The organism is Pseudonocardia sp. C8 (genome assembly GCF_014267175.1).
Classification (GTDB): domain Bacteria; phylum Actinomycetota; class Actinomycetes; order Mycobacteriales; family Pseudonocardiaceae; genus Pseudonocardia.
The window spans coordinates 1,204,687-1,228,343 of sequence record NZ_JACMTR010000002.1; the positions used below are offsets into that span (position 1 = coordinate 1,204,687).

General features: G+C 74.3%; 20 protein-coding genes and 1 tRNA gene. 11 read left to right on the top strand and 10 right to left on the bottom strand.

The window, feature by feature from the left end:
* Positions 1 to 226: 226 nt before the first annotated feature.
* The 3 genes from H7X46_RS06345 to H7X46_RS06355 all read left to right on the top strand — a co-directional run bounded on the left by H7X46_RS06345 (position 227) and on the right by H7X46_RS06355 (position 4,441).
* On the top strand, positions 227 to 1,735 hold the full coding sequence (locus H7X46_RS06345; RefSeq protein WP_255426086.1) for an FAD-binding oxidoreductase: 1,509 nt from the start codon (positions 227 to 229) through the stop codon (positions 1,733 to 1,735).
* Between the two features lie 65 nt (positions 1,736 to 1,800).
* A complete protein-coding gene (locus H7X46_RS06350; protein ID WP_186358513.1) occupies positions 1,801 to 3,393 on the top strand; it encodes a CHAD domain-containing protein in 1,593 nt (530 codons plus the stop codon).
* A 10-nt stretch (positions 3,394 to 3,403) separates the two neighbouring features.
* On the top strand, positions 3,404 to 4,441 hold the full coding sequence (locus H7X46_RS06355; RefSeq protein WP_186358514.1) for a PHP domain-containing protein: 1,038 nt from the start codon (positions 3,404 to 3,406) through the stop codon (positions 4,439 to 4,441).
* A gap of 439 nt (positions 4,442 to 4,880) precedes the next feature.
* Here the strand turns inward: H7X46_RS06355 and H7X46_RS06360 are convergent, their stop codons facing one another.
* Positions 4,881 to 5,300 carry a cupin domain-containing protein gene (locus tag H7X46_RS06360; protein ID WP_370588638.1) on the bottom strand — a complete coding sequence of 140 codons (420 nt, stop codon included), beginning with the start codon at positions 5,298 to 5,300 and terminating at the stop codon, positions 4,881 to 4,883.
* Between the two features lie 212 nt (positions 5,301 to 5,512).
* Here H7X46_RS06360 and H7X46_RS06365 point away from each other — a divergent pair, with 212 nt between their 5' ends.
* A complete protein-coding gene (locus H7X46_RS06365) occupies positions 5,513 to 6,493 on the top strand; it encodes a glycoside hydrolase family 16 protein (protein WP_186358516.1) in 981 nt (326 codons plus the stop codon).
* 84 nt (positions 6,494 to 6,577) lie between these two features.
* On the opposite strand, the gene H7X46_RS06370 is transcribed toward H7X46_RS06365, so the two are convergent.
* Complete coding sequence (locus H7X46_RS06370) at positions 6,578 to 7,570, bottom strand: carbohydrate kinase (RefSeq protein ID WP_222131211.1); 993 nt, start codon at positions 7,568 to 7,570, stop codon at positions 6,578 to 6,580.
* A 44-nt stretch (positions 7,571 to 7,614) separates the two neighbouring features.
* Between H7X46_RS06370 and H7X46_RS06375 the strand changes: the two genes are divergently transcribed.
* Positions 7,615 to 8,625 (top strand): GTP-binding protein, encoded by a 1,011-nt coding sequence (locus tag H7X46_RS06375; protein WP_186358517.1) that lies wholly within the window; start codon positions 7,615 to 7,617, stop codon positions 8,623 to 8,625.
* Positions 8,626 to 8,640: 15 nt separating this feature from the next.
* Here H7X46_RS06375 and H7X46_RS06380 read toward each other — a convergent pair whose 3' ends face one another.
* The 4 genes from H7X46_RS06380 to H7X46_RS06395 all read right to left on the bottom strand — a co-directional run bounded on the left by H7X46_RS06380 (position 8,641) and on the right by H7X46_RS06395 (position 12,114).
* Positions 8,641 to 9,213 (bottom strand): hypothetical protein, encoded by a 573-nt coding sequence (locus H7X46_RS06380; protein ID WP_186358518.1) that lies wholly within the window; start codon positions 9,211 to 9,213, stop codon positions 8,641 to 8,643.
* A 136-nt stretch (positions 9,214 to 9,349) separates the two neighbouring features.
* Positions 9,350 to 10,363 carry a small ribosomal subunit Rsm22 family protein gene (locus H7X46_RS06385; RefSeq protein WP_370588639.1) on the bottom strand — a complete coding sequence of 338 codons (1,014 nt, stop codon included), beginning with the start codon at positions 10,361 to 10,363 and terminating at the stop codon, positions 9,350 to 9,352.
* Between the two features lie 43 nt (positions 10,364 to 10,406).
* Positions 10,407 to 10,940: an isopentenyl-diphosphate Delta-isomerase gene (gene idi / locus H7X46_RS06390; RefSeq protein ID WP_186358520.1), complete on the bottom strand. Its 534-nt coding sequence runs from the start codon at positions 10,938 to 10,940 to the stop codon at positions 10,407 to 10,409.
* Positions 10,941 to 10,950: 10 nt separating this feature from the next.
* Entirely contained in the window at positions 10,951 to 12,114 is a 1,164-nt protein-coding gene (locus H7X46_RS06395) for an NAD(P)/FAD-dependent oxidoreductase (RefSeq protein WP_186358521.1), read from the bottom strand.
* Positions 12,115 to 12,294: 180 nt separating this feature from the next.
* Here H7X46_RS06395 and H7X46_RS06400 point away from each other — a divergent pair, with 180 nt between their 5' ends.
* The 5 genes from H7X46_RS06400 (at position 12,295) to H7X46_RS06415 (ending at position 18,043) form a co-directional block, all read left to right on the top strand.
* Positions 12,295 to 13,746, top strand: coding sequence for a DHA2 family efflux MFS transporter permease subunit (locus tag H7X46_RS06400; RefSeq protein WP_186358522.1), 1,452 nt, complete (start codon positions 12,295 to 12,297; stop codon positions 13,744 to 13,746).
* Between the two features lie 92 nt (positions 13,747 to 13,838).
* Positions 13,839 to 13,898, top strand: coding sequence for a putative leader peptide (locus H7X46_RS30525; RefSeq protein ID WP_370589053.1), 60 nt, complete (start codon positions 13,839 to 13,841; stop codon positions 13,896 to 13,898).
* Between the two features lie 202 nt (positions 13,899 to 14,100).
* A complete protein-coding gene (locus H7X46_RS06405) occupies positions 14,101 to 15,387 on the top strand; it encodes a YeeE/YedE family protein (RefSeq protein WP_186358523.1) in 1,287 nt (428 codons plus the stop codon).
* 213 nt (positions 15,388 to 15,600) lie between these two features.
* Positions 15,601 to 16,515 carry a diiron oxygenase gene (locus H7X46_RS06410; protein ID WP_186358524.1) on the top strand — a complete coding sequence of 305 codons (915 nt, stop codon included), beginning with the start codon at positions 15,601 to 15,603 and terminating at the stop codon, positions 16,513 to 16,515.
* A 16-nt stretch (positions 16,516 to 16,531) separates the two neighbouring features.
* Entirely contained in the window at positions 16,532 to 18,043 is a 1,512-nt protein-coding gene (locus tag H7X46_RS06415) for an FAD-dependent oxidoreductase (protein WP_186358525.1), read from the top strand.
* An 87-nt stretch (positions 18,044 to 18,130) separates the two neighbouring features.
* Here H7X46_RS06415 and H7X46_RS06420 read toward each other — a convergent pair whose 3' ends face one another.
* The 4 genes from H7X46_RS06420 to H7X46_RS06435 form a co-directional block, all read right to left on the bottom strand.
* Positions 18,131 to 18,943, bottom strand: a complete 813-nt coding sequence (locus tag H7X46_RS06420; RefSeq protein ID WP_186358526.1) for an LmeA family phospholipid-binding protein — start codon at positions 18,941 to 18,943, stop codon at positions 18,131 to 18,133.
* Between the two features lie 222 nt (positions 18,944 to 19,165).
* The gene (locus tag H7X46_RS06425) at positions 19,166 to 20,410 is read right to left on the bottom strand and encodes a benzoate/H(+) symporter BenE family transporter (RefSeq protein WP_186358527.1); all 1,245 of its coding nucleotides are present in this window, start codon (positions 20,408 to 20,410) and stop codon (positions 19,166 to 19,168) included.
* Positions 20,411 to 20,440: 30 nt separating this feature from the next.
* Complete coding sequence (locus tag H7X46_RS06430; protein ID WP_186358528.1) at positions 20,441 to 21,811, bottom strand: aromatic acid/H+ symport family MFS transporter; 1,371 nt, start codon at positions 21,809 to 21,811, stop codon at positions 20,441 to 20,443.
* Positions 21,812 to 22,633: 822 nt separating this feature from the next.
* Positions 22,634 to 22,707: transfer RNA gene (locus H7X46_RS06435), tRNA-Arg, on the bottom strand.
* Positions 22,708 to 22,859: 152 nt separating this feature from the next.
* On the opposite strand from H7X46_RS06435, the gene H7X46_RS06440 reads away from it, so the two are divergent.
* Positions 22,860 to 23,657: a Stp1/IreP family PP2C-type Ser/Thr phosphatase gene (locus H7X46_RS06440; protein ID WP_186358529.1), complete on the top strand. Its 798-nt coding sequence runs from the start codon at positions 22,860 to 22,862 to the stop codon at positions 23,655 to 23,657.

A 23,657-nucleotide genomic window follows, 5' to 3' on the forward strand; every position in this document is an offset into this window, starting at 1 on the left:
TACAAGCAGTGTTGCGACCGCTCCTTGAATCCGCCGATCTTCGGCGAACCGTCAGCTGCATCTCGGCGGGATTTTCCGGGTTGGCCGGGCCGGCCGCTGCGCCGGATCGGGGCGTGCCTGGCGATCCGCGCCCGGCCCGACCCGCCCTGCTCCTGACCGGGGTACCCCTGGCCGGGTACCGGGGTGCCCCTGGCCGGGTACCGGGTTGCCGCATACCGTCGCGGGCATGGCCGAACCCGCACCCGAGTCCGCCGGAGACCTGATCGACGGGCGACCCGCCGTCGTCGAACCGGAGGGGCGGCCGTTCGGCGGCTCCACCGCCCCCGCCGCGCTGGACGGTGCCGGCCCCGACGCCGCGGGCCGCGCGCTGCTGGCCGAGCTGTCCGCCGTCCTCGACGCCGAGCAGGTCCTCACCGACCCGGACACCGTCCGCCCGTACGTGCACGACGAGGCGGAGTGGGCCGAGTACGGCACCCCGCTGTGCGTCGTGCGGGCCCGGAGCACCGCCGACGTCGCCGCCACCGTCGCCGCGTGCGCGCAGGCCCGGGTACCGGTCGTCGCGCGCGGGGCGGGGACCGGGCTCTCCGGCGGGGCCAACGCCGTCGACGGGTGCGTGCTGCTCTCCCTCGAGCGGATGGCCGCGATCAAGGAGATCTCGCCGGGGGAGCGGCTCGCCGTCGTCGAGCCGGGTGTCGTCAACGACGACCTCCGCGCGGCCTGCGCCGAGCGGGGCCTCTGGTACCCGCCGGACCCGGCGTCGGCGCCCTGGTCGACGATCGGCGGCAACGTCGCCACCAACGCGGGCGGGCTGTGCTGCGTGAAGTACGGCGTCACCCGCGACTACGTGCTCGCCCTCGAGGTCGTCACCGCCACCGGCGAGGTCGTGCGGGTGGGGCGGCGCACCGCCAAGGGCGTCGTCGGCTACGACCTCGCCGGGCTCATGGTCGGCTCGGAGGGGACCCTCGGCGTCATCACCGAGATCACCGTCAAGCTGCGCCCGGCCCGCCCGGCCGCGCCGCGCACCGTCGTCGGGTTCTTCGAGACGCTGGCCGACTGCGGGGCCGCGGTCGCCGCGGTCACCGAGCAGGGGCTGCAGCCCGCGGTGTTCGAGCTGGTCGACCGGGAGGTGCTCGGCGCGGTGAACGCCTGGCGCAACGCCGGGCTCCCCGAGGACGCCGCCGCGCTGCTGCTCGCCCAGACCGACCTGCCCGAACCCGCCGCCGAGGCCGAGGCGGACGCGATCCTCGCGGCCTTCACCGAGCACGGTGCCACCGAGGCGATGGCGTCCACGGACGCCACCGAGGCCGAGGCGCTGTTCGCGGCCCGCCGGATGGCCTACCCGGCGCTCGAACAGCTCGGCATGGGGATGCTGACCGAGGACGTGTGCGTCCCGCGCCCACGGATGGCCGAGATGCTGGCCCGGATCGAGGACATCGGCCGCCGCCGGGACGTCCGGATCGCGACCGTCGCCCACGCCGGCGACGGCAACCTGCACCCGCTCATGCTCACCCCGCACGACGACGCCGCCGCGCGGGACCGCACGAAGGCGGCGTTCGACGAGATCATCGCCGCCGCCGTCGAGCTCGGCGGGACCGTCACCGGGGAGCACGGCGTCGGGCTGCTCAAGCGCGACGGCATGGAGCGCGAGCTCGGGCCGCAGGTGCTGGCGCTGCAGCGAGCGGTCAAGTCGGCCCTCGACCCGGACGGGATCCTCAACCCGGGCAAGGCGGTGTAGCCCGCGGCGCGTTTCGCCCGGATGGAGCCGAGTGAACGACCCGTCACCGGGGAACCACCGGTCACATGAGCCTCGACACGACCCCCACGCGGACCGATCCGACCGGCACGGAACTCACCTATCGCGGCCCCGCCCACACCGGGGCCCCGCGGCTGACCGGACTGTCCGGTGTGGACGACGCCCGGCCGGTCACCGAGGCCGAGATCCACGAGCACGAGCGCTTCGACACCGCCGACCTGCGGCTGCTCGCCTCCGGCATCGAGCTCGCCGTCGAGCGGGTCACCCCGGACCGGGCGTCCCCGGCGCAGGCGACCGCCGCGTGGGTGCTGCGCCTGCCCGACGGCGACCCCGGCGAGGAGATCCGGGTGCCGCTGCCGGGCCCGGACGTCGAGGGTGTCGACCCCGACACCGTCCCGGACCAGATCGACGCGCTCGTCCGGCGGGTCCGCGGTGACGCCGAGCTGCACCCGGTGGGCCGGGTCCACGTCGTCCGGTCGGTGACCGGCCTGCACGGCGACTCCGGCCGCCTGCTCGCGACGCTGCAGCGCGACCAGGTGCAGCTGTCCACGTTCGGCGACTCGACCACGGTGGAGGGCTGGAGCGAGGCCGTGGTGCGGCCCGGCACCGTCGGCACCGACCTGCTCCAGCGGATCGACGAGGCGCTGCGCGGCACCGGCCTCACCCGCGGCCCGGGGCAGGCCGGGCGCCGGCTCGCGGAACTGCTCGCGGAGAACGGACCGGCCGAGCCGCCGCGCGAGCGGGGGCGCAAGGGCAGCGCCGGACGGCTCGTGCTCGACTACCTCGGCCGGCAGGTCGACGCCCTCACCGAGCGGGAACGTGACCTGCGCGCCGACCGGCCCGACGCCGTGCACCAGATGCGGGTCGCGGCCCGCCGGATCCGCTCCGCGCTGCGCACGTTCGGCCCGCTGTTCGAGGGGCCGCGGGGGCCGCACCTGGTCGCCGAGCTGCGCTGGCTGGGTCGTGCCCTGGCCGGTGAGCGGGATGCCGAGGTGCAGGAGGAACGGCTGACCACCCGGCTGCGGGCGCTGGAACCGGAGCTGGTGCTCGGGCCGGTGCAGGCCGCCGTCACCAGGCACTTCGCCCGCACCCGGGCCGAGACCGGCGCCGTGGTGTTGGAGGTCGTCGACAGCGAGCGCTACGCCGCGCTGCAGGGCGGGTTGCGCCGGCTGCTGGCTGACCCGCCGCTGTCGGCCCGGGCCGGGAAACCGGCCGACAAGGTGCTGCCCGGGATGGTCGGGCGCACCGCCCGCAAGCTGGAGCGCCGGATGGAACGCGCGCTGGCCGACCTCGACGGCGGCGAGGAAGCCCCGACCTCCATGCACGACGCCCGCAAGACCGGCAAGCAGCTGCGCTACGCCACCGAGGTGGTCCGGCCGGCCGCCGGTGCCGATGCCCGCCGCTTCGCGAAGCGGCTCAAGAAGGTCCAGCGCCTGCTGGGGGACCACCAGGACGCCGTCGTCTCCCGGGAGACGCTGCGCACCTTCGGTGCCCGGGCCGGCGCCGACGACGAGAACGGGTTCACCTTCGGCGTTCTCCACGGGCGCGACACGGCGGCGATGCTCGAGCTGGAGCACCGCCTTCCCGACGTGTGGCAGCAGGTGTGGACGAAGAAGGCCCGGCGCTGGATGCATAGCTAGTCTGCGGGATGTGAGAGACGCCGTCGCCGACCTGCGCCGGATCGCGTTCCTGCTGGAGCGGGCGCACGAGTCCACCTACCGGGTCCGGGCGTTCCGGTCCGCGGCGGCCGCGCTGCGCGGGCGGGACGCCGACGAGCTGGCCCGCCTGCAGGCCGCCGGGGCGCTCACGGATCTGCGCGGCGTCGGCGAGGTCACCGCGCGCTGCATCGGCGAGTCGCTGTCCGGCGAGGAGCCGGTGTACCTGCGCCGCCTCGAGGACGCCGTGGCCCGGGCCGACGCCGACGGCATCCCGCTGGCCGAGGCGGCGCTACGGCTGCGGGAGTGGCTGCGCGGTGACTGCCACAGCCACACCGACGCCTCCGACGGCGGCTCCCCGCTGACCGAGATGGCGGAGACCGCGATCGGGCTCGGGCACGACTACCTCGTCGTCACCGACCACTCGCCGCGGCTCACCGTCGCCAACGGGTTGTCCGCCGACCGGCTCCGCCGCCAGATCGAACAGGTGGCGGCGCTGAACGAGCGCATCGCCGCGGCCGGGTCGGCATTCCGGGTGCTCACCGGGATCGAGGTCGACATCCTGGACGACGGCGCCCTCGACCAGGAGCCCGACCTGCTCGCCGAACTCGACCTCGTCGTCGCCAGCGTGCACTCCAAGCTGCGGATGCCGCGTGACGAGATGACCGAGCGGATGCTGACCGCCATCGCGAACCCGCACGTCGACGTGCTCGGGCACTGCACCGGCCGGATGGTCACGGGCCGCCGCAAGCGTCCCGGGTCCGAGTTCGACGCGGCCGCGGTGTTCGAGGCCTGCGCCGCACACGGGGTCGCCGTGGAGATCAACTCACGGCCGGAGCGGCTCGACCCGCCGAAGCGGCTGCTGCGGCTGGCGGTCGAGGCGGGCTGCGAGTTCACGATCGACACCGACGCGCACGCGCCCGGGCAGCTCGACTGGCTCGACCACGGCTGCGCCCGCGCGACCGCCTGCGGGGTGCCGCCGGAGCGGATCCGCAACACCCGCGACGTGGCCGGGCTGCTCGGGGCGGGCTGAGCTCGCCCGTCGGTCCGGCATCGTCGTGGGGGACGGCCGGTCGCAGCGCGGGCCGGGTGCCGCCGCGGTCGTCAGTGCGCTGATCGATGGCCGGGGAGGCCCGGAGGTCGGTCGAGGTGCGCGTACGCGCCGTGCTCGGCGCGGAAGTGTGCTGATCGACTGGGGGTGATCCCCGTGCCGGGGTCGAGATGCGCGTTCGTGCCGTCGGTGCGGCGGAAGGGTGCTGATCGACGGGTGGTGTCGGGTCGAGGTGCACGGTGTTGCCGTGGGTGGGGCGGATGCGTGCGGGTCGATCGGGGTCGGCCGGTCGATGTGCGCGCTATCGCCCCGGCCGGGGCGGGAGAGTGCTGGTCGACCACGATGCGCCGCCGACGGCGGGTCACAGCACGGGCAGCCGCCGCGGCCGCCGTGCTGGGCGGTGTGAGTGGTGATGCCGGAGTCAACGCAGCTCGAAGTCGTCGAAGTCGAAGCCGGGGGAGACGACGCAGCTGACCAGGACGGGTCCGTCGCCCAGGGGTGATGCCCGCTGCCAGACCCCGGCGGGCACCTCGCGCTGGGGGAGGGTCCGCATCCCACCGGGCTCGGGTGGCCCGAGGAGCAGCACGGTCCCGGGGCCGGGTTCCTCGCCGTCGCCGCCGAGGACCAGCTCGACCTCACCGAGGTGCCGGCACCAGATCTCCGCCGAGCGGACGCGGTGCCAGCGGCCCGGGGCGTCGAGCAGGTAGAGGATCGCGGTCGCGGACGGTCGCGGCCCGTGCGGCGTGTCGACCGTCACCGGGGACGTCCACGTGCGGCGGAACCACCCGCCCTCCGGGTGCGGTGCGAGGTCCAGTGCGGCGGCGAGCTCGGGACGCGACACACCCCCAGCCTGGCACCTGAACGCCGCACAGGTTCTGGTCGCCCCGCATGGGCTCGGACCTGTGCGGTGGTGCCACATCTTGTGCGGCGGTGCGCGACCGTGTGCGAGCGAGGCCCCGATCGGGGGTGGCCCGGACGGGTGCTTCCGCTGGCCTCGGTCACCGAGTGCTCGTCTGATGGGACTGTCGTGACACAAGGGAACGGGAGTGACCCATGGTGCGTACGAGGAAGCGAGCCCTGCGGAGCACGGTGGCGGTGCTGGCCGCGCTCACCGCGGCCCTGGCGGTGACCTCGGGGACGACAGTGAGCGCTCCGGTGGTGCTCACCTCGTCCGCGACGGCGGTCTCAGGCCCCGCCGCCGACCCCGCGCCCGCCACCGACCCCGCGCCCACACCCGCCCCGCCGTCGTCGCACTGCACCTCCACCGCCGCCGAGAAGTTCGGCTGGGGCGCCCCGGCCCGGCACTCGACGTTCGGCGGCACTGCCGTCCCGCCGGACTGGCACCCGTACGGCCCCGAGCCGGGTCACAACAAGAAGGGCACCCGCACCCCGGACGCGGTGACCGTCGCCGACGGCGCCATGACGATCCGGGGCGACCGGGACGGCACGACCGGCGCGGTGAGCTGGCATCCCGGGCAGAAGTACGGCCGCTGGGAGGCCTGCGTGCGGTCCGAGGCGGCCCGGGGAGGGCTCAACGCGCTGCTGCTGCTCTGGCCGGTGGCCGAGGACTTCCCGGTCGGCGGCGAGGTCGACTGGATGGAGATCCTGTCCGCCGACCGGCAGGAGACGGCGTTCTTCCTGCACTACGGCCCGGACAACGACCAGGATCACGGCTCGGTGCAGCACGACTCGACCCGGTGGTCGGCGTACGCGCTGGAGTGGACGCCGGAGAAGATCACCGCCTACGTCGACGGCAAGGAGTGGTACACGAACACCGAGACCGACCACTTCCCGCCGCGACCGATGAACATGACCATGCAGCTCGACTACTTCGGCAATGCCGGCGGCCCGACCGCCATGCACATGGACTGGGCGAGCCAGTGGGCGCTGCCGGAGAGCGAGCCGGCGACGCTGAGCCTGCCGCCGGGCGCGCCGGCGACCGGGCAGCCCCGCGACTACCCGCAGCGGGCGCCACGGGCGCTGACCCCGGCCGAGCAGCAGGCGCAGGACGCGATGCTCGCCGGCCCCCGGTGATCGACCGTCCGGCACGGAATCCGGCCGGATGTGTCCGGGATCCGTGCCGATGCGTCGATCACTGCGCGGTGCGCACGAGGAGTCTCAGGACGTGGTGGCGTCGAGCTCGGCGCGTGTCGGCGGGTTCGCGCCGTGCCGGGAGCAGGTGATCGCGGCGGCGGCGACGGCCTCGGCGAGCACGCCGTCGAGCGGCTCGCGTTCGATCCGGTACAGGTCCTCGCGGGCGGCCGCGCCGAGGAACCCGCGCCGGTGCAGCCCCGCCAGCATCGCCGCGGAGAAGCTGTCCCCGGCGCCGACGGTGTCCACCACGTCGATCTTCTTCCCGGGCAGGACGGTGTGCAGGCCGGACGCGGTGCCGGCCAGCACGCCGTTCGCCCCGAGCGTCACGACGACGACCGCCGGGCCCAGCTCCAGCCACTCGCCGACGACGTCGCCGGGCTCCCGGCCGGGGTGCAGCCAGGCCAGGTCCTCCTCGCTGACCTTGACGACGTCGGCCAGCCCGAGCAGCTCGTGCACGCCGGGCAGCTCCTCGTCCGGGGTGCCCATGAGCATCGGCCGGAAGTTCGGGTCGTAGCTGACCGTCGCGGTGTCCACAGCGGACGCCAGCAGCTCCCGCAGCGCCTCGTGCCCCGGTGGGGTGGTCAGCGCCAGCGATCCGGAGTGGACGGCCACGACCGGGCCGGCGTCGCCGTCGTCGAGGGCCCCGGCGAGCTCCTCGTCGGTCCACTGCCAGTCCGCGGTGCCGCCGATCCGGAAGTCGTAGGACGCCTGCCCGTCCGGGGCCAGCTCGACGATCGCCAGCGACGACGGCTCCTCGGCCGCCACCGCACGCGAGAGGTCGACACCGTTGTCCGCGAGATGGCGGCGCAGCTTCCGGCCCAGCAGGTCGTCGGCCAGCCGGGCGAGCATGCGGGCCGGGACGTCGAGGCGGGCGAGCCCGACGGCGACGTTCGCGGGGCTGCCGCCGGGCGCGAACTCCCAGTAGCCCTGCGCGGGCGCGGGGACGATGTCGACCAGGGCCTCGCCGGCGACGGCGACCACCCCGCGTGGCGGGCGTCCGGCGGTGGTGTCGGGCATAGGGGGAACTCTGCCACGGCCGGGGGGCGTGGTACTCATGTCGGGTGCCCCGGAAGATCCCGGTCGTGGTGCTGGCCGGGTTCCTCGGAGCCGGCAAGACGACCCTCCTCAACCACCTCCTCGCCGCCGGCGGGGACGCGCGGATCGGCGTGGTCGTCAACGACTTCGGCTCGGTGGGCATCGACGCGATGCGGCTGGCCGGGCAGGCCGGCGGCGTCGTCGGGCTCGGGAACGGCTGCCTGTGCTGCGAGGTCGGCGAGGGCGGGGTTTCGCAGGTCCTGGAGACGCTGACCCGGCGCCGCGACGAGATCGACGTCGTCGTGATCGAGGCCAGCGGGATCGCCGAGCCCGGCACGCTCGTGCAGCTGGTACTCGACGCGCTGGGGCAGCACCTGAGCTTCGGCGGGCTGGTCGAGGTGGTCGACGCCGCCGAGTACGAGGCCACCCGCCGGCGGCACCCGCAGCTGGACCGGCACGTCGGGCTGGCCGACCTCGTCGTCCTGAACAAGATCGACCGGGTGGGGACGGGCACGCTCTGGCGGGTGCGCAGGTTGTGCCGCGAGGCGAACCCGCGGGCGCCGATCGTCCCGGTGCGGGACGGCGCGGTAGACCCGGCACTGCTGTTCGACATCGAGATCGTCCCCGGCCGCCAGCTCATGCTCGGCGAGCAGGTCCGCGAGGCCGGCGACGACCACGAGACCCACCTGCACACCGGCTACCAGAGCGTCACGTTCCTCTGCGACGAGCCGCTCGACGCCGCCCGGCTCCGCGAGCTGCTCGACGCCCGCCCGGCCGGCCTGTACCGGATCAAGGGCTCGGTCCGGTTCGCGGCCGCCCCCGGCCGGGAACGCTGGGACCTGCACACCGTCGGCCGGTACGTCCGGTTCCGGCGCACCCGGTGGGACGCCGGCGAGCCGCGGCGCACCACGCTCGTCCTGATCGGCACCGGCCTCGACGAGGCCGCCCTGGAGCGGGCCCTGCGGGGCTGCGTCGCGGGCGACGGCGACCGCCGCGACCCCGACGCGCTGCTCCCGGTCGCCCGCTACGCGGTCTGACCCGGTCCGGCCCGGTCAGACCCAGGTCAGGTCCGGGCCGGTCGCCGGCTCGGTCAGCGACTGCACGGCCTCCGCGGCCCACTCCTCGCCACCGGCGACGGCCGTCCACAGCAGACCGCCGAGGGTGCGGGTCGGGTCGATCCGGCCGGACTGCCAGGACCGGCTCGCGGCCAGCCGCTCGGCGCGGGCGCACAGCTGCCCGGCGGCCGACGACCGGTCGGTGACGTCGACGGCGAACCGGGCGTGCCCGAACCGGCGGCGGTAGGCCCGCACCGGATCGGTCACCGCGTGGATCACCGAGAGGACGGCGACGGCGGCGGTGAACGCGAGCGCCAGCGTGCCGAGGAAGATCAGCAGCGACCAGCCCCACAGGTTGTCACCCACGGTGACGGCGACCACGGCCGACGTGAGGACCGCCGTCCCGGTCATCAGCCCGGCGGGGAGCCGGGTGTAGACGAGGTCGCCCGCGTCGTCGATCACGTAACGGGTTCCGGCGATCAGAGCAGGGTCGTAGACGCGGTAGCCGTGCTTGGTGCGCACGAGGGTCGGGAGCCGGTCGGTGCGGGCACCGGTGGTGACGTCGTTCATGGTCGTGCTCGATCTCTGAGGGAAGCTGCTGCTCGCGGCCCACCGGATGGCCGTCGCGCCCGGGACGTCGTCCACGATGCCCGCGGTCGTTACGACTTCACAACGTCGATCCCGCGCGGCGTACCTGTGTTGTTGATCACCCCGGGCTCGCGGGTGCCGGACCGGTCTCCCCGGGTGGCCACGGGTCCCCCCACGCGGCGTCGCGGGCGGCCCGGAACAGCTCTTTGCGACTGCGTGGTACGGGGGTGTCGCGTAGTCCTCCGTCCGCCGAACAGACACGGAGGGTGACGAGACCCTTCCGGCTCCCGGGGTGGCGGACGATCCGGCCGGGCGCCCGGTCCGGGTGCTCCCGCACCGCGACGACGTAGGAGAACTTCTCGTCCTCGTGGCCGAGCGTGCCGGCCTTGAGTGCCCGGTGCCGCGAGCTGCGAGGCACCCGTGCCGCGAAGTGGCACCAGTCGTCGCCGGTCACCGGGCAGGCGCCGTCGTGCGGGCAGGGCGCGGCGATCCGCATCCCGGCCGCCAGCAGCTGCGAGCGGGCGGCCAGCACCCGGGCGTACCCGGCGGGCGTCCCCGGCTCGACGACGACCACCATCCGCGCCGCGCGGGCCGCCGCGCCGGTCAGCGCCTCCCGGACCGGCTCCGGCAGCTCGCCGAGCAGGTAGCAGGCGGTGACCAGGTCGGTCTCCGGCAGCGTGGTGCCCGTGCCGAACACCGCGGCCTCCCACCGGGCGGCCCGCACCGCCGGTACCGGTGCCGCCTCGGCGAGCCGCCTGCCGAGCGCCCGGGCCGGGGCCGCGGCCTCGAGCACGGTGGCCTGCCGCAGCGACGGCCACACCTGGGCGGCCGCCCACACGGCCGCCCCGGTCCCGCCGCCGAGATCGACCTGGGTCGCCGGGTCGTCGACCCGGCCCGCCACCCGCTCCAGGACGTCGACGACGGCCGCGTACGTGGCCGGCATCCGGTACGCCGCGTAGGCGGCGGCGTCGTCGGCGGTGCGCAGGATCGGCGACGACGGCACGGTGCCGCTGCGGTAGTCCCGGATCAGCCGGTCCACCACCGGGGCGAGCCGCCCGGCCGGGACCGGGTCCAGCACGTCGTCCAGTGCCGCGGCGAGGCCGGCCGCGAGATCGGTGTCCGGGGCTGTCACACCGGACATTGCACCAGGCCGGGGTGCGCGGCCCGCGGCCCGCTCAGCGGCCGGCGAGCAGCGGGTCGTCCAGCGCGTCCAGCAGCGGGGCCTGCAGCCGCGCCCACGGCGACAGGCCCGAGGCCGGGTCCTCGGCGGCGGCGCGGAACCGCCCCCAGCTCCACCACTGCACGTCCTCGACCTCGTCCGGGCGCGGATCGGGCCGCCCGGCGAGCCGCGCCACGAACACCGGGCACAGCTCGTTCTCCTCGACCCCGTCCTGCGAGGCCCGGTAGGAGAAGTCCGGCAGCACCAGCCGCAGCTCGGTGGCCCGGACGCCGAGCTCGTCGGCCAGCCGGCGGCGCACGGCGTCCGCCATCTCCTCGCCCGGAGCGGGATGCCCGCAGCAGGTGTTCGTCCAGACCAGCGGGAACGCGGTCTTGGTGCGGGCGCGGCGGGTGACCAGCAGGCGGCCGCCGTCGTCGACGCCGTAGCAGGAGAACGCCAGGTGCCGGGGGGTCGTCGCACCGTGCACGGTCGCCTTGTCGGCGACGCCGACCGGATTGCCGTCGTCGTCCAGCAGCACGACCTGTTCCATGCCTCCCTGTCTACCGGACGGCACCCGCCGCGGCCCGCCTGCGGGCGCGGATCACGCCGGCCGGCAGGTGCGCGGCGACCAGGGCGAGCGCGGCGGGGGAGACGGTGCCCCGGGCCAGCCCCAGCCGGACCGCGCAGTCGAAGACGGTCCGGTGCGCGCCGGCGGCGCCGATCGCGGCGTCCAGGAACGCCGGCCGGGCCGAGAGCCGGGCGAGCGCGCCGACGTGCCGGTGGTGCCGGCCGAAGGCGCGTTCCATCGCCGCCCGGTGGGCGGCACCCGCGGCGGCACCCCGCAGCGCGTTGCGGCCGGCCAGGATGCCGGACGCGACGGCGTCGAAGATCCCCTCGCCGGTCAGCGGGTTGACCTTGGCCGCCGCGTCCCCGGCGAGCAGCACCCGGCCGTCGGGCTGGAACCGGGGCGTCGTCGACAGCGGCAGGTGGTGGGCCCGCAGCGTGGCCGGATCGGGTTCCTGGCCGGGCAGCAGCACCGCGAGCCGGTCGAGGAGCTCCGCGCGGGATCCGGTGCCCCGCTTGTCGAACACCCCGTAGCCGACGTTCGCGCCGCCCCCCGCGACCGGGAACGACCAGGCGTAGGCGGGCCAGGCGTCCCCGGCGTACTCGATGGTGAGCGTGCCCGGCTCCGCGGCCACCGGGGCGTACCCGCGGATCGCGACGGCCGTGCCCGCAGGCGGGGCGGGCGGCGCGCCGAGCGCGCGGCGCACCACGGAGTGCGCCCCGTCCGCGCCGACCACCGCGCGGGCGGCGATCGTGCCGTCGACGACGACCCGGCCGGGCTCGACCGACAGCGTGCGCACCCGGTGGGCCCGCAGCTCGGCACCGGCTGCGACGGCGGCGTCGACCAGCGCCGCGTCCAGCACCCGCCGGATGATCACCCGGTTCGGCCGGGGCGCGGTCCGGTGCACGACCCGCCCGGTGGGGGTGCGCAGCCGCAGCCGGGGCGCCACCGGACCGAGGTCGCGGATCCCGGTGACGCCGAGGTCGTCGAGCAGGTCGAACACCTCCGCCGCCACCCCGTCGCCGCAGGTCTTGTCCCGCGGGAACGTGTGCGCGTCGAGCAGCAGCACGGCCGCGCCGGGCCGCAGCCGCAGCACGTTCAGCGCTGCCGAGGCCCCGGCCGGACCGGCCCCGACCACGACGACGTCGTACACGAACATGGGACCTATTCTGCGTTCGCCGGCCGCGGACGCCGCTCACCCGCCGCGAAACCCGGTCGCCGCCGGACGGCGACTCGTGTTCACTCGTGGCTACCGCACGGTATTCCCGCCGCGGTCCCGCACGCTCCCGACCGGGCTGCGCCGACTCCGCGGGGGAGCACACGACAGGAGGATCCCGCTGTGACGACCGAGCCGACCACCGGCGACGCCCCCGGGACGGAACGGCTCCCACCCGGCGCGCCGCTGATCATCTCGTTGCTGGTCGGTTCCGCCTTCGTCATGATCCTCAACGAGACGATCATGAGTGTGGCGTTGCCGGCCCTGATCGCCGACCTCCGGGTCAGCGCGGCCACCGTGCAGTGGCTGACCAGCGGCTTCCTGCTGACGATGGCCGTGGTCATCCCGATCACCGGCTACCTGCTGCAGCGGTTCCGGCCGCGCTCGGTGTACCTGGCGTCGATGAGCCTGTTCAGCGCGGGCACCCTGCTCTCCGCGCTCGCCCCGGCGTTCCCGGTGCTGCTGGCGGGCCGGGTGGTGCAGGCCTGCGGCACCGCCGTGATGGTCCCGCTGCTGATGACGACGATCCTGCGGCTGGTCCCGGCGTCGCGCCGCGGGCAGACCATGGGCACGATCTCGATCGTCATCGCGGTCGCGCCCGCGGTCGGCCCGACGCTGTCCGGGGTGATCCTCTCCGCGCTGGGCTGGCGCTGGATGTTCTGGCTGGTGCTGCCGATCGCGCTGCTCGCACTGGCCGCCGGCGCGGTCTGGCTGAAGGTGACCGCCGAGACGTCGAAGGCGCCGCTGGACGTGCTGTCCGTGCTGATCTCGGCGGTCGCGTTCTCCGGGATCGTCTACGGCCTCTCCGCGATCGGGGAGTCCGCGGCGGCCGGCGGGCGCGGTGGCGTCCCGCCCTGGGTGCCGCTGGTCATCGGCGCGGTCGCGCTCGCCGTGTTCGTGCACCGGCAGCTCCGGCTGCAGCGGACCGGCGCGCCCCTGCTCGACCTGCGGCCGTTCGCGATCCGCCGGTACACCCTGGCGCTGGTCCTGGTGGCCACCGGGTTCATGTCCCTGTTCGGGGCGATCATCCTGCTGCCGCTCTACATCCAGGACGTGCTCGGCGACAGCGCGTTCGTCGCCGGCCTGGTGGTGCTGCCCGGCGGCCTGGTGATGGGCCTGATGGGGCCGGTCGTCGGCCGCGCCTACGACCGGCTCGGCGTGCGGCCGCTCGTGATCCCGGGGGCCCTGCTGCTGGCAGTGGTGATGTGGGGCTTCACCGCCCTCGGCGCGACGTCGCCGATCTGGCTGGTCGCGGTGCTGCACGTGGGCCTCTCCGCGGCGCTGGCGCTCATGTTCACCCCGCTGATGACCGACGCGCTCGGCGCGCTGCCCGGGGACCTGTACTCGCACGGCAGCGCGATCCTCACCACGCTGCAGCAGGTCGCCGGGGCCGCCGGCACCGCGCTGTTCATCACGGTCATGACGCTGTTCTCGGCCCGGGCCGGGGTGGACGAGGCCGGGGTGCACGCCGCATTCCTGGTCGCGGCTGTCGTCTCGCTGGTCGTGGTGGCGGTCGCGTTCCTCACCGGCGGGCGGAAGGACGCCGCGGAGCCGGCGGAGCGCACGCACGTCTGACGGGCCGGGATTCCCGGCAGGGGGACACGGCCGGTGGCGGGTGGCGTCGAAGGGACCTGCACACTGTTCCCGTGCACCTCGTCTCCCGGTTCGTGAGTCGGCGCCACGTCGACCTGCGCCGCCAGGCGAGCGCGCTCTGTCCCGGCGCCTGACCGCACCGTGAGGACCCGCTGCCGCAGCGGTACGTCCGCGTGCCGGCGTGCACCGCCCCCGTCCACGCCCGGGCTGCCGGCCTGGGCCGCCGCGCCCGTGGGTCCTGATGAGCGTCGAGCCCGGGCGCCACGGTCGCCCGAACCCCCACCGCGTGGTCCCCGCCGGCGCCCTCACCCGTCCCCGATCTCGTCAGGAGAGACCATGTCCGTCGTCGACGAGCGCGAACCCGGCCGGCTGGCCCGGGTGCTGCGCGAGATCCCCGCCACCGAGCGGGCGGCCTTCGGGCCGCAGGACCGGGCCGCGAAACCCCCGCAGTGGACGGTCGTCGCGGTCGGCCTCGTGCTGGCCGCGCTGTTCCTGGCCGGGGTGAGCACGGTCGCCCCGGCCACCATGGTCGGCACCGCCGCGCTGGGGCTGGCCCTCGGGTTCACCCTGTTCCACTCCCGCTTCGGCTTCACCTCCGGCTGGCGCCAGCTCGTGGCCGTCGGACAGGGCGCCGCGATCCGGGCCCACATGGTCATGCTGGGGACGGCGTCCGTGCTGTTCGCGGTGATCCTCGCGTCCGGGACGGCGCTGGCCGGGGAACCGCGCGGGTACACCTCGCCGATCGGCATCGGACTCGTCGTCGGCGCGTTCCTGTTCGGGCTGGGGATGCAGGTCGGCGGGTCGTGCGCGTCCGGGACGCTGTTCGCCGTCGGCAGCGGGCAGAGCGCGATCGTGCTGACCCTGTTCGGGTTCGTCGTCGGCTCGATGTTCGCGGTGCTCACCCACACCTTCTGGACGCGGACGGTGCCGCAGGGCCCGAGCGTCAACCTGGCCCAGGTACTCGGCTACCCGGGTGCGCTGGCCGCGACGCTGCTCGTGCTCGCCGCGATCACCGTCGTGACCTGGGTGGTCGCCCGGCGGCGCACCCCGCCGCCGGTGGAGCGGCCGCCGTCGGCCCGCGGCGCCGCCCGGGTGCTGCAAGGGTCCTGGCCGATGTGGGCCGGCGCGATCGTGCTGGCCGTGCTGAACGCCGCGGTCCTGTTCGTCTCGGCCGCACCGTGGGGCGTCACCTCGGCGTTCGCGCTGTGGGGGTCGAAGTTCCTGGAGCTCCTCGGCGTGGACGTGGCGAGCTGGGCGTACTGGCAGGTCCCGGCGAACGCGAAGTCCCTCGCCGGCCCGGTGCTCGCCGACCGGATCTCCAACCTGGACATCGGGATCATGATCGGCGCGCTGGTCGCGTCCGCGCTGGGTGGCGCGTTCGTGCTGCACCGGCGGATCCCGTGGAAGCTCGCGCTCGGCGCCGTGCTCGGCGGCATCGCCATGGGCTACGGCGCGCGGCTGGCGGGCGGCTGCAACATCGGCGCCTACTTCTCGGGCATCGCGTCGTTCAGCCTGCACGGATGGATCTGGGCCGTCGTCGCGCTCGGCGGCACGTGGGTCGGGCTGCGGCTGCGGCCGCTGTTCGGCCTGAGCAACCCGAAACCGGCCGACTCGCTCTGCTGAGGGCTCCGGCACGTGCTGCCGCACCCCTCCCCGGCGTGTCGCACCCGTCGGGTGGGGTGCGGCACGCCGGGACGGGGTGCAGCGGCGGGGCAGTGCGGTGATGCGGCCGGCCGTGCTCGGACGCCACCCCTCCGATGACTTGCGTCATGTGTAACCGGTGGTAACGTTACTGGCGGTTACAGTAACTGACGTCGTCGTCTGCGAGGAGCCGACATGACCGCCACCGTTCCGGAGCCCCAGACCGAGACGCTCGACGAGCGGCAGGACTCCGCCGAGCGCCTGCTGCGGTCGTCTGCCGAGCTGTCGTTCGACCCGGCGACCCAGGTCGACTGGGAGACCCCGCTCGACCGCAGCTACCACGGCATGAGCCCCGAGTGGAGCAGCCTCTACGGCACCGCGTACTGGGACGAGCTGACCGAGGAGCAGCGCACCGAGCTGACCCGCCAGGAGTCGGCGTCGGTCGCCTCGACCGGGATCTGGTTCGAGATGATCCTGCAGCAGCTCGTGCTGCGGGACTTCTACGCGAAGGACCCGACCGACCCGTCGTTCCAGTGGGCGCTGACCGAGATCGCCGACGAGTGCCGGCACTCGATCATGTTCGCCCGGGGCTCGGCCAAGCTCGGCGCCCCGGCCTACATCCCGAAGCGCTGGGTCGTGAACCTCGGCCGGCTCTGCGCGCTGACCTACTCCGGCGAGGCGGCGTACGCGTCGATCCTGGTCGCCGAGGAGGTCCTCGACGTGATGCAGCGGGACTGGATGCGCGACGAGCGCGTCGTCCCGTTCGTGCGGACGATCAACAACATCCACGTGGTCGAGGAGTCGCGGCACATGAAGTTCGCCCGGGAGGAGACCCGGGAGCGGCTCAAGGGCGTCGGCCGGCTGCGCCGCCAGTACCAGGCGTTCGCCGTCGCCGCGGCCGCGTACTTCATCGTCACGAGCATGTGGAACGAGAAGATCTACGAGAACGCGGGCCTCGACACCGAGCGCGCGCTGCGCGAGGCGAAGGCCAACGAGCACCACAAGGCGCAGCTGCGCTCGTCCTGTGCCGGGCTGATGGAGTTCCTGTCGTCCTGCGGCCTGCTGACCCGGCCGGCGCTGTGGTTCTACCGCCGCGCGAACCTCGTCTGAGCCCCGGGAGCCGGCCGTGCCCTTCGCGATCACCCAGACCTGCTGCACCGACGCGTCCTGCGTCGCCGCGTGCCCGGTCAACTGCATCCACCCGACGCCCGGCGAGCCGGACTTCGGGACGACCGACATGCTCTACATCGATCCGCGGGCGTGCATCGACTGCGGGGCCTGCGCGGATGCGTGCCCGGTCGACGCGGTGTTCCCGGTGGAGCGTCTGAGTGCCTCGCTGGCCGGCTACGCCGAGGTCAACGCCGCCTACTACGAGGGCAAGCCGGTCGCCGGGAAGCTCGAGGGGGGCGACTCGCCGCTGTTCCACGACTGGCAGCCCGCGACGTTCACCCGGTCGCTGCCCGCGGACATGGCGCCGCTGGACGTCGCCGTCGTCGGGACCGGGCCGGCCGGGATGTACGCGGCGCAGGACCTGCTGCTGCACACCCCGTCGCGGGTGACGTTGGTGGACCGGCTGGAGACCCCGGGGGGTCTGGTCCGCTACGGCGTCGCGCCCGACCACCCGTCGACCAAGGGGATCGGCGAGTCGTTCGCCCGCTTCCACACCCACCCGCGGGTCCGGATGCGGCTCGGGACCGAGGTCGGGCGGGACGTCACGGCCGACGAGCTCGCCGACCAGCACGACGCCGTGGTCTGGGCGGTCGGCGCGCCCGCGTCGAAGGACCTCGGCCTGGAGGGGGAGGGGCTGCCCGGCAGCATCGCCGCGGACACCGTCGTCGGCTGGTACAACGGCCACCCCGATGTCCCGCGGGACGCCGTCGACACCCGCCGGGACCGGGTCGTCGTGATCGGGACCGGCAACGTCGCGCTGGACGTCGCGCGGGTGCTGACCGCGTCGCCGGACGACCTGGCCGGCACCCCGATCGACCCGCACGCCCTCGCGGCGCTGCGCTCCGGCGCGGTCCGGGACGTCGTCCTGCTCGGCCGGCGCGGCCCCGAGTCGGTCGCCGCGACGGCGCCGGAACTGCGGGAGCTGCTCGGCCGGACCGGGGTGGACGTGGTCGTCGACGAGCACGACCCGCGGGTCACGGAGTCCCTCGACGGGCCGGCCGCCTCCGAGGCGCACGGCCTGCTGCAACGGGCCCGCCGCGAGAAGATCGACTGGTCGGTGCCGGCCGGGGCGCCGCGCGTGGTGTTCCGCTTCCACTCCGCCCCCGACCGGATCGCCGGCACGGTCCGCGTGCAGGGCGTGCACACCGCCGAGGGCGCCGAGATCCCGGCCGGCCTGGTGGTGCGGGCGGTCGGGCACCGCGGCCGTCCGGTCCCGGGGCTGCCGTTCGACGACGACCGGGGCGTCGTCCCGCACGACGCCGGCCGGGTCCGGGAGCGGCCCGGGCACTACGTCGTCGGCTGGATCAAGCGTGGGCCCTCCGGCGGCATCGGGACCAACCGCACCTGCGCGGCCGAGACGGTCGGCTCGCTGCTGGACGACGCCGTCGCCGGTCGCCTGCCGGCCCGGAGCCGGCAGGCCTCTCCGCTGCGGGCCGCGGTGCGGAAGCTGCGCGTGCGCGGCGGCTGACCTCACACCCCTTCGCGTTGCCGGACCCCCGTCGTAACAGGTGTGAGCCCTGGCGAACGGGTGTGAGGCTGCGCCGTCGCTGCTCGGTCAGCGCCCGAGGTCGAGCAGGGACAGCGCGCCACGCAGCACGTCGTCGATCCGGGCCGCCGGGATCGTCCGCCGCCACCCGGGCAGCGTGCCGCGCACGGTGATCCGGTCCGGGGCGAGCTCCACGCCGTGCAGGTGCAGCTGTGGCGGCAGGCCCGCCAGCTCGACCTGCCCGGACCGGATCGCGCGCAGCCGGGTGCGGTCGACCATCGCCCGCATCCCGCGGGAGGGCTCGACCCGGCGCCCGCCGACCGTCAGCGCGGCGACCGTCCAGGACAGGGTGTGCCCGTCGACGGCCACCGCGAGCTCCGCCGCCCCGAGCCCGGGACGGTCCCGCAGCCGTACCCGGGGGACGCCGTCCGGGTCGATCGTGGCCACCACCGCCGGAGCGTGCTCGCGCAGCCGGCCCGCCACCCAGTCCGGGTCCAGCACGGCCGCGATGTCCACCGGCCCCGTGACCAGCTCCGGGGCCAGCGCCGGCCGCAGCCGGACCTCGGAGGCCCGCACCGTGAGCTCCCGCAACCGCAGCGAGGGCCGGACGACGGCGCGCGCGGTGAGCCGGACGTCGTCGAGCCGGCCGGTGGTCAGGGCCCGCGTCCCGAGCGCGGACGCCTCGACGGCGGTCGGGACCAGCCGGACCTCCGCATCGTGGCTGCGCAGCGTCGTCTCGCGGCCGACGTAGCGGACGCGGACGGCCTCGACGAGCGCGCGCAGCAGCAGGGCGGACCCGGGGCCGGTGCCGGACGCGAGCAGCACGGCGCTCTCCAGTACCCCGGGCCCCTCGGGAACCGCGACGGGGTCCGGTCCGGCCATGCGGCTCCTTTCCCGTTCCCGGACGCCGGCCGTCGTGTCCTGCTCTCGACGGCGCTCGCGCACCCGGAGGTCCCGGGGCGCCGGTCCGCACGGGGAGTCGTCTCCCACGCGGGACCGTGCCCAGCGTCGCAGCAGCTCCCCGGCCGTCGCGAACCCGTGGTAACCCCCTGCGCCGACGTGCCGGCCGGCGTCGGCGGGCGGGTGGTGTCATCGAGCACGTCGTCACGACGCCCGGAAGTCACCTCGTTCGACGAGCAACGCCACGACACACCCGGTGACGAGTCCCCAGAACGGACCACCGATGTTGAGCACCGTGACGCCGGACGCGGTGACGACGAAGGTGACCAGCGCGCTGAAGGTGAAACGGTGACCGAACGCGGCGACGAAGGCCGCCTGCAGCACCTTGAGCATGGCGAGCCCGCCGAGCGTGGCGACGAACGCGGGCGGAGTCGCGAGCATGAGCGTCGTGAAGAGCGGAGCCAGCGCGCCGAACGCCATCGCCAGCAGCCCGCAGGCGATCCCGGCGGTGTACTGCCGTTCCCGCTCACCGGACACCGTCAGCAGCGCGTTGGTGGGGCCGGTCAGGCACGTCGAGACCGCTCCCGCGCCGGCGGCCAGCACCGACCAGGCTCCGCACAGCACCGTCGCGACGTTCACCGGGACGTCGTGTCCGGCGGCACGCAGAACGGCCACTCCCTGGCCGTTCTGGACGACGATGACGGTGATCGCCAGCGGAACGACGAGCTCGACCATCGCCTGCCAGGACCAGGTGGGTACCGCGAGGACCGGCGCCGCGAAGAGGCTCGCGCCGTCGGGCTCGTAGCGGAACGAGCCGGTCACCGCCACCGCGACGATCCCGGCCACGAGCGCGCCGACGACCGGCGGGACCCGGCGCGCGGCGGCGCCCCATGCGGTCAGCACCAGGAACACCACGACCATCGGCACCGCGATCGCGACGTCGTCGGTGACCGCACGGGCCAGGCCGGTCCCGAAACCCAGGAACACGCCGGCGACCATGCCCATGACGACGGGCATCGGGATCGCCGCCATCGCGGCCCGGATCCAGCCGGTGAGCCCGAGCACCAGGACGAGCACGCCCGTGACCACGTAGGCGCCGACGACCTCGGCCGGAGCGAGGTGGGAGAGGGCCGGGCCGATCAGGACCGTGCCCGGGATGGTCCACAGGAACGCCAGCGGCTGCCGGTAGACCCAGCTGACGACGACGGTGAGCACGCCGTTGAGGAAGAAGACACCGAAGATCCACGAGGCGATCTGGCGCTGGTCCAGACCGCCCTGGACACCGACGGCGAGGATCACCGCGACCGGGCCGGTCGCGGCGAAGATCAGGCCGACCAGACCGTTCACGAGGTACTGCGGACCGCTGTCGCGCAGGACCCCGCGGGGACCGTGGACCGCCGGCGGGCGCTCGAACCGGGCCTTCGCGTCCGGACGATCCGTCGTCGTCATGGGCACCTTCCGTGGGGCAGCTGGGTTCGATCAGTTCGCAGCAGCGGTCGAAGCGTCCTGGCGCTCGCCTCGTCGGGGCACGCCACGATGGGTCCCCGGCACCAGCCACGTCAGGACGACGCCGGCAACCGCGAGGGCCGCCAGGACGTAGAAGATCGAATCGAGCGCGAGTCCCGAGGCCACCATGAGCCCGCCGACGAGCGGGCCGCCGACCCCGCCGAGCCGTCCGAACCCGGCGCACCAGGCGACGCCCGCGCTCCGCACGTTCGTCCGGTAGTAGGTCGCGACGAATCCGTAGATCAGGATCTGGGTACCGCTGGTGCCCAGGCCGACGACGGCGACGAAGGCCAGCAGGACCGCCAGCGGCAGGTCGACGGTCATCAGGGCGATGGCGACCGCACCGATGCCGAAGCTGGCGGCGACGATCTTCTTGGGGCCGAAGCGGTCGGCGAGCCGGCTGGCGAGCAGGGCCCCCACGACCGCGCCGCCGTTGAGGACGAGCAGGAAGCTGAGCGAGCCGGACGTCGAGAAGCCGGCACGACCCATGAGCTCCGGGAGCCAGGTGTTGAGCGCGTAGACCAGCACCAGGCCGACCGCGCTCATCAGGCCCAGCAGGACGGTCGGGACCAGGTAGTCACGGAACAGGCCACCGAAGCCTGGCCGGCCGTCGGTCGCGGGGGCCGTCGCCGGTGACGGCCGGGACGCGATCTCCGCGAGGGGGATGCCGCAGCGCAGCGCGGCCTGCTCGGCTTCGGCGACCCGCCCGCGGGACATCAGCCAGGCGGGGGACTCGGGCATCCGGACCAGCGCGAGCGGCAGCAGCGTGACCAGGGGAATACCACCGATGAGCAGCATCCCGCGCCACCCGATGACCGGGAGGAGCAGGATGGCCAGCAGTGCCGCGACGAGGCTCCCCAGGGGGACCCCGGAGTAGGTGACGGCGTTGCAGAGGTTCTTCCGTCCGGGGGGCGCGAACTCCGCGACCAGGGCTCCGGTGGTGGCGACCAGGGCACCCACGCCGAGCCCGGTGAGGAACCGCAGGATTCCGAACGTGCCGGCGGTGCCGGTGAACGCGGTGGCGATCATCCCGACCGAGAACCACGCGTACGCCGTCAGCATGACCTTCCGTCTGCCGACGATGTCGGCCACGCTGCCGGCCATCAGCGCTCCGACCAGCACCCCGACCAGGGCGTAGCTGCCCAGGGCTCCGGCCTGTGCCGGATCGACCGGCCCGAGCTGGCTCGGGTCGCGCAGGAAGACCGGCACCAGTGTGCCGTACACGACGAGGTCGTAGCCGTCGAAGATCAGGCCCACGAGCGCGAGACCGACGATCCACGTGATCGTCCGTCTTCGCAGATCGGGGTCTCCCTCGGTCTGCCGTGACTGCCCGGATGACGTCATTGTCCGCTCCTCTGTGTGTCCGGAAGGCACGGCCGGCGCAGTGGTCCACCGGCCTCATGGATCTCGGGGTCCGCCGCCCGGGGGCGGCTCCGCTCGGATTCGATTCCAGAACGGGATCGGCACACATCCTGCACATCACCGAAAAACGAAGTCAAGGACGCAGAATGTGCTGACAGAGACATTGCCGATCCCAGTGCATGCACCATTGGTCCGCACGGACCTCGACAAATACCTAGCGCCGACCTGGGCATCATCGAGCTGCTGGATGTCTGGATCGAGCAGAACTCGGTCTTGGTTGCCACGGGTCGCGGGATGCACCGCCTGTAAGAGCGCCTCATGGCAATGACGCCGATGGCGAATACGGCTCCGAGCAGCTCAGGAAGAGCGACCTGACGGGTGGTGGTCACCGACCGTCCCGAGCACGGCGGCGACGAACCACCGAGACCGCGCCCATCGAAGGCACGGTGATCCGGGTGCCCGGACGCGGGCTCGTCGTTCAGCCGCAGACGACGTCGTCGGCCGGGATCCGGACCGTCACCCCGCCGTCATGGGTCACGAGGCTGCTCGCGCGGCGGCACCTGGTGGTCGTCCGGTCCCGTAGGTGTTCCCGGCCGGCGCGGGCACGCTGGTCGCCACCCGGCTCGACACCGCCGGGGTTTCCGCACGGGAGATCGCGAACCACCCGGGCGGAGAAGGCGTCGACGACGCAGGACGGCTACATGTCCTGCACAGCCCGCGGGCGAACGCGCCGCTGCTCTCGATGAGTTCCGTCCGGACGAAAGCGCGGACGGAACCAGCCGGGCCTCTGGCCCGGTGTTCCGGCGCCCCCGGCAGGACTCGAACCTGCGACCTAGAGATTAGAAGGCTCTTGCTCTATCCAGCTGAGCTACGGAGGCCGACGCGGCCCCCACGGTAGCGACACCCGCAAGCGGGCCCCCACCCGCCACGGGGCCCCGCACGGCCTGCGGGCACCATCCATACGGTTGAAGCGGACGGCGAACGGACCTCGCCTGCGACCCCGGCGAACCGTGCCGTCCATACTGTCCCCATGGTTCTGGGACTGCGATCCGCGATCAGGTCGGATGTGGGTCGTCGCCGGACGTCGAACCAGGACGCCGGCGCGACGACCGGCCGCCTCCTGATCGTCGCCGACGGCATGGGTGGCCACGCCCACGGCGAGATCGCGAGCGCGATGACGGTGTCGGCCTTCACCGAGATGGAGGCCCGGCTGCCCCAGGACCTCACCGACGTCGACCTCGCCGCCGAGCTGAGCGCGACCCTGGACGACGTGACCGAGCGGCTGACCCGGCGAGCCGGCGAGGAGCCGGACACCCGGGGGATGGGGACGACGGTCGTGTCCCTGCTGCTGACCGGTGAACAGTTCGCGCTGGCGCACATCGGGGACTCGCGGATCTACCGCCTCCGGGACGGCGACCTCACCCAGCTCACCCACGACCACACGATGGTCCAGCAGCTGGTCGACGAAGGGCAGATCACCGCCGAGGAGGCCGCCCACCATCCGCGCCGCTCGGTGCTGATGCGGGCGCTGAGTACCGACCACGCACCGGAACCCGACCTCGACCGGATCGACATCCTCGAGGGGGACCGCTACCTCCTGTGCTCGGACGGCGTCACCGCGGTCCTCGACGACGAGGTGCTGCGGCAGGAGCTGAGCAGCGGGGCCGAACCGGAGGAGATCGTCGAGCGGCTGGTCGCGCTCGCGAACGAGGGCGGCGGCCCCGACAACATCACGGCGATCGTCGCGGACGTCGTGGACCCGCCGGACGAGGCGTCGCTGGGCCTGCGTACGGCCGGTGCCGCCGAGGAGTTCAGTACCTCGAACTGA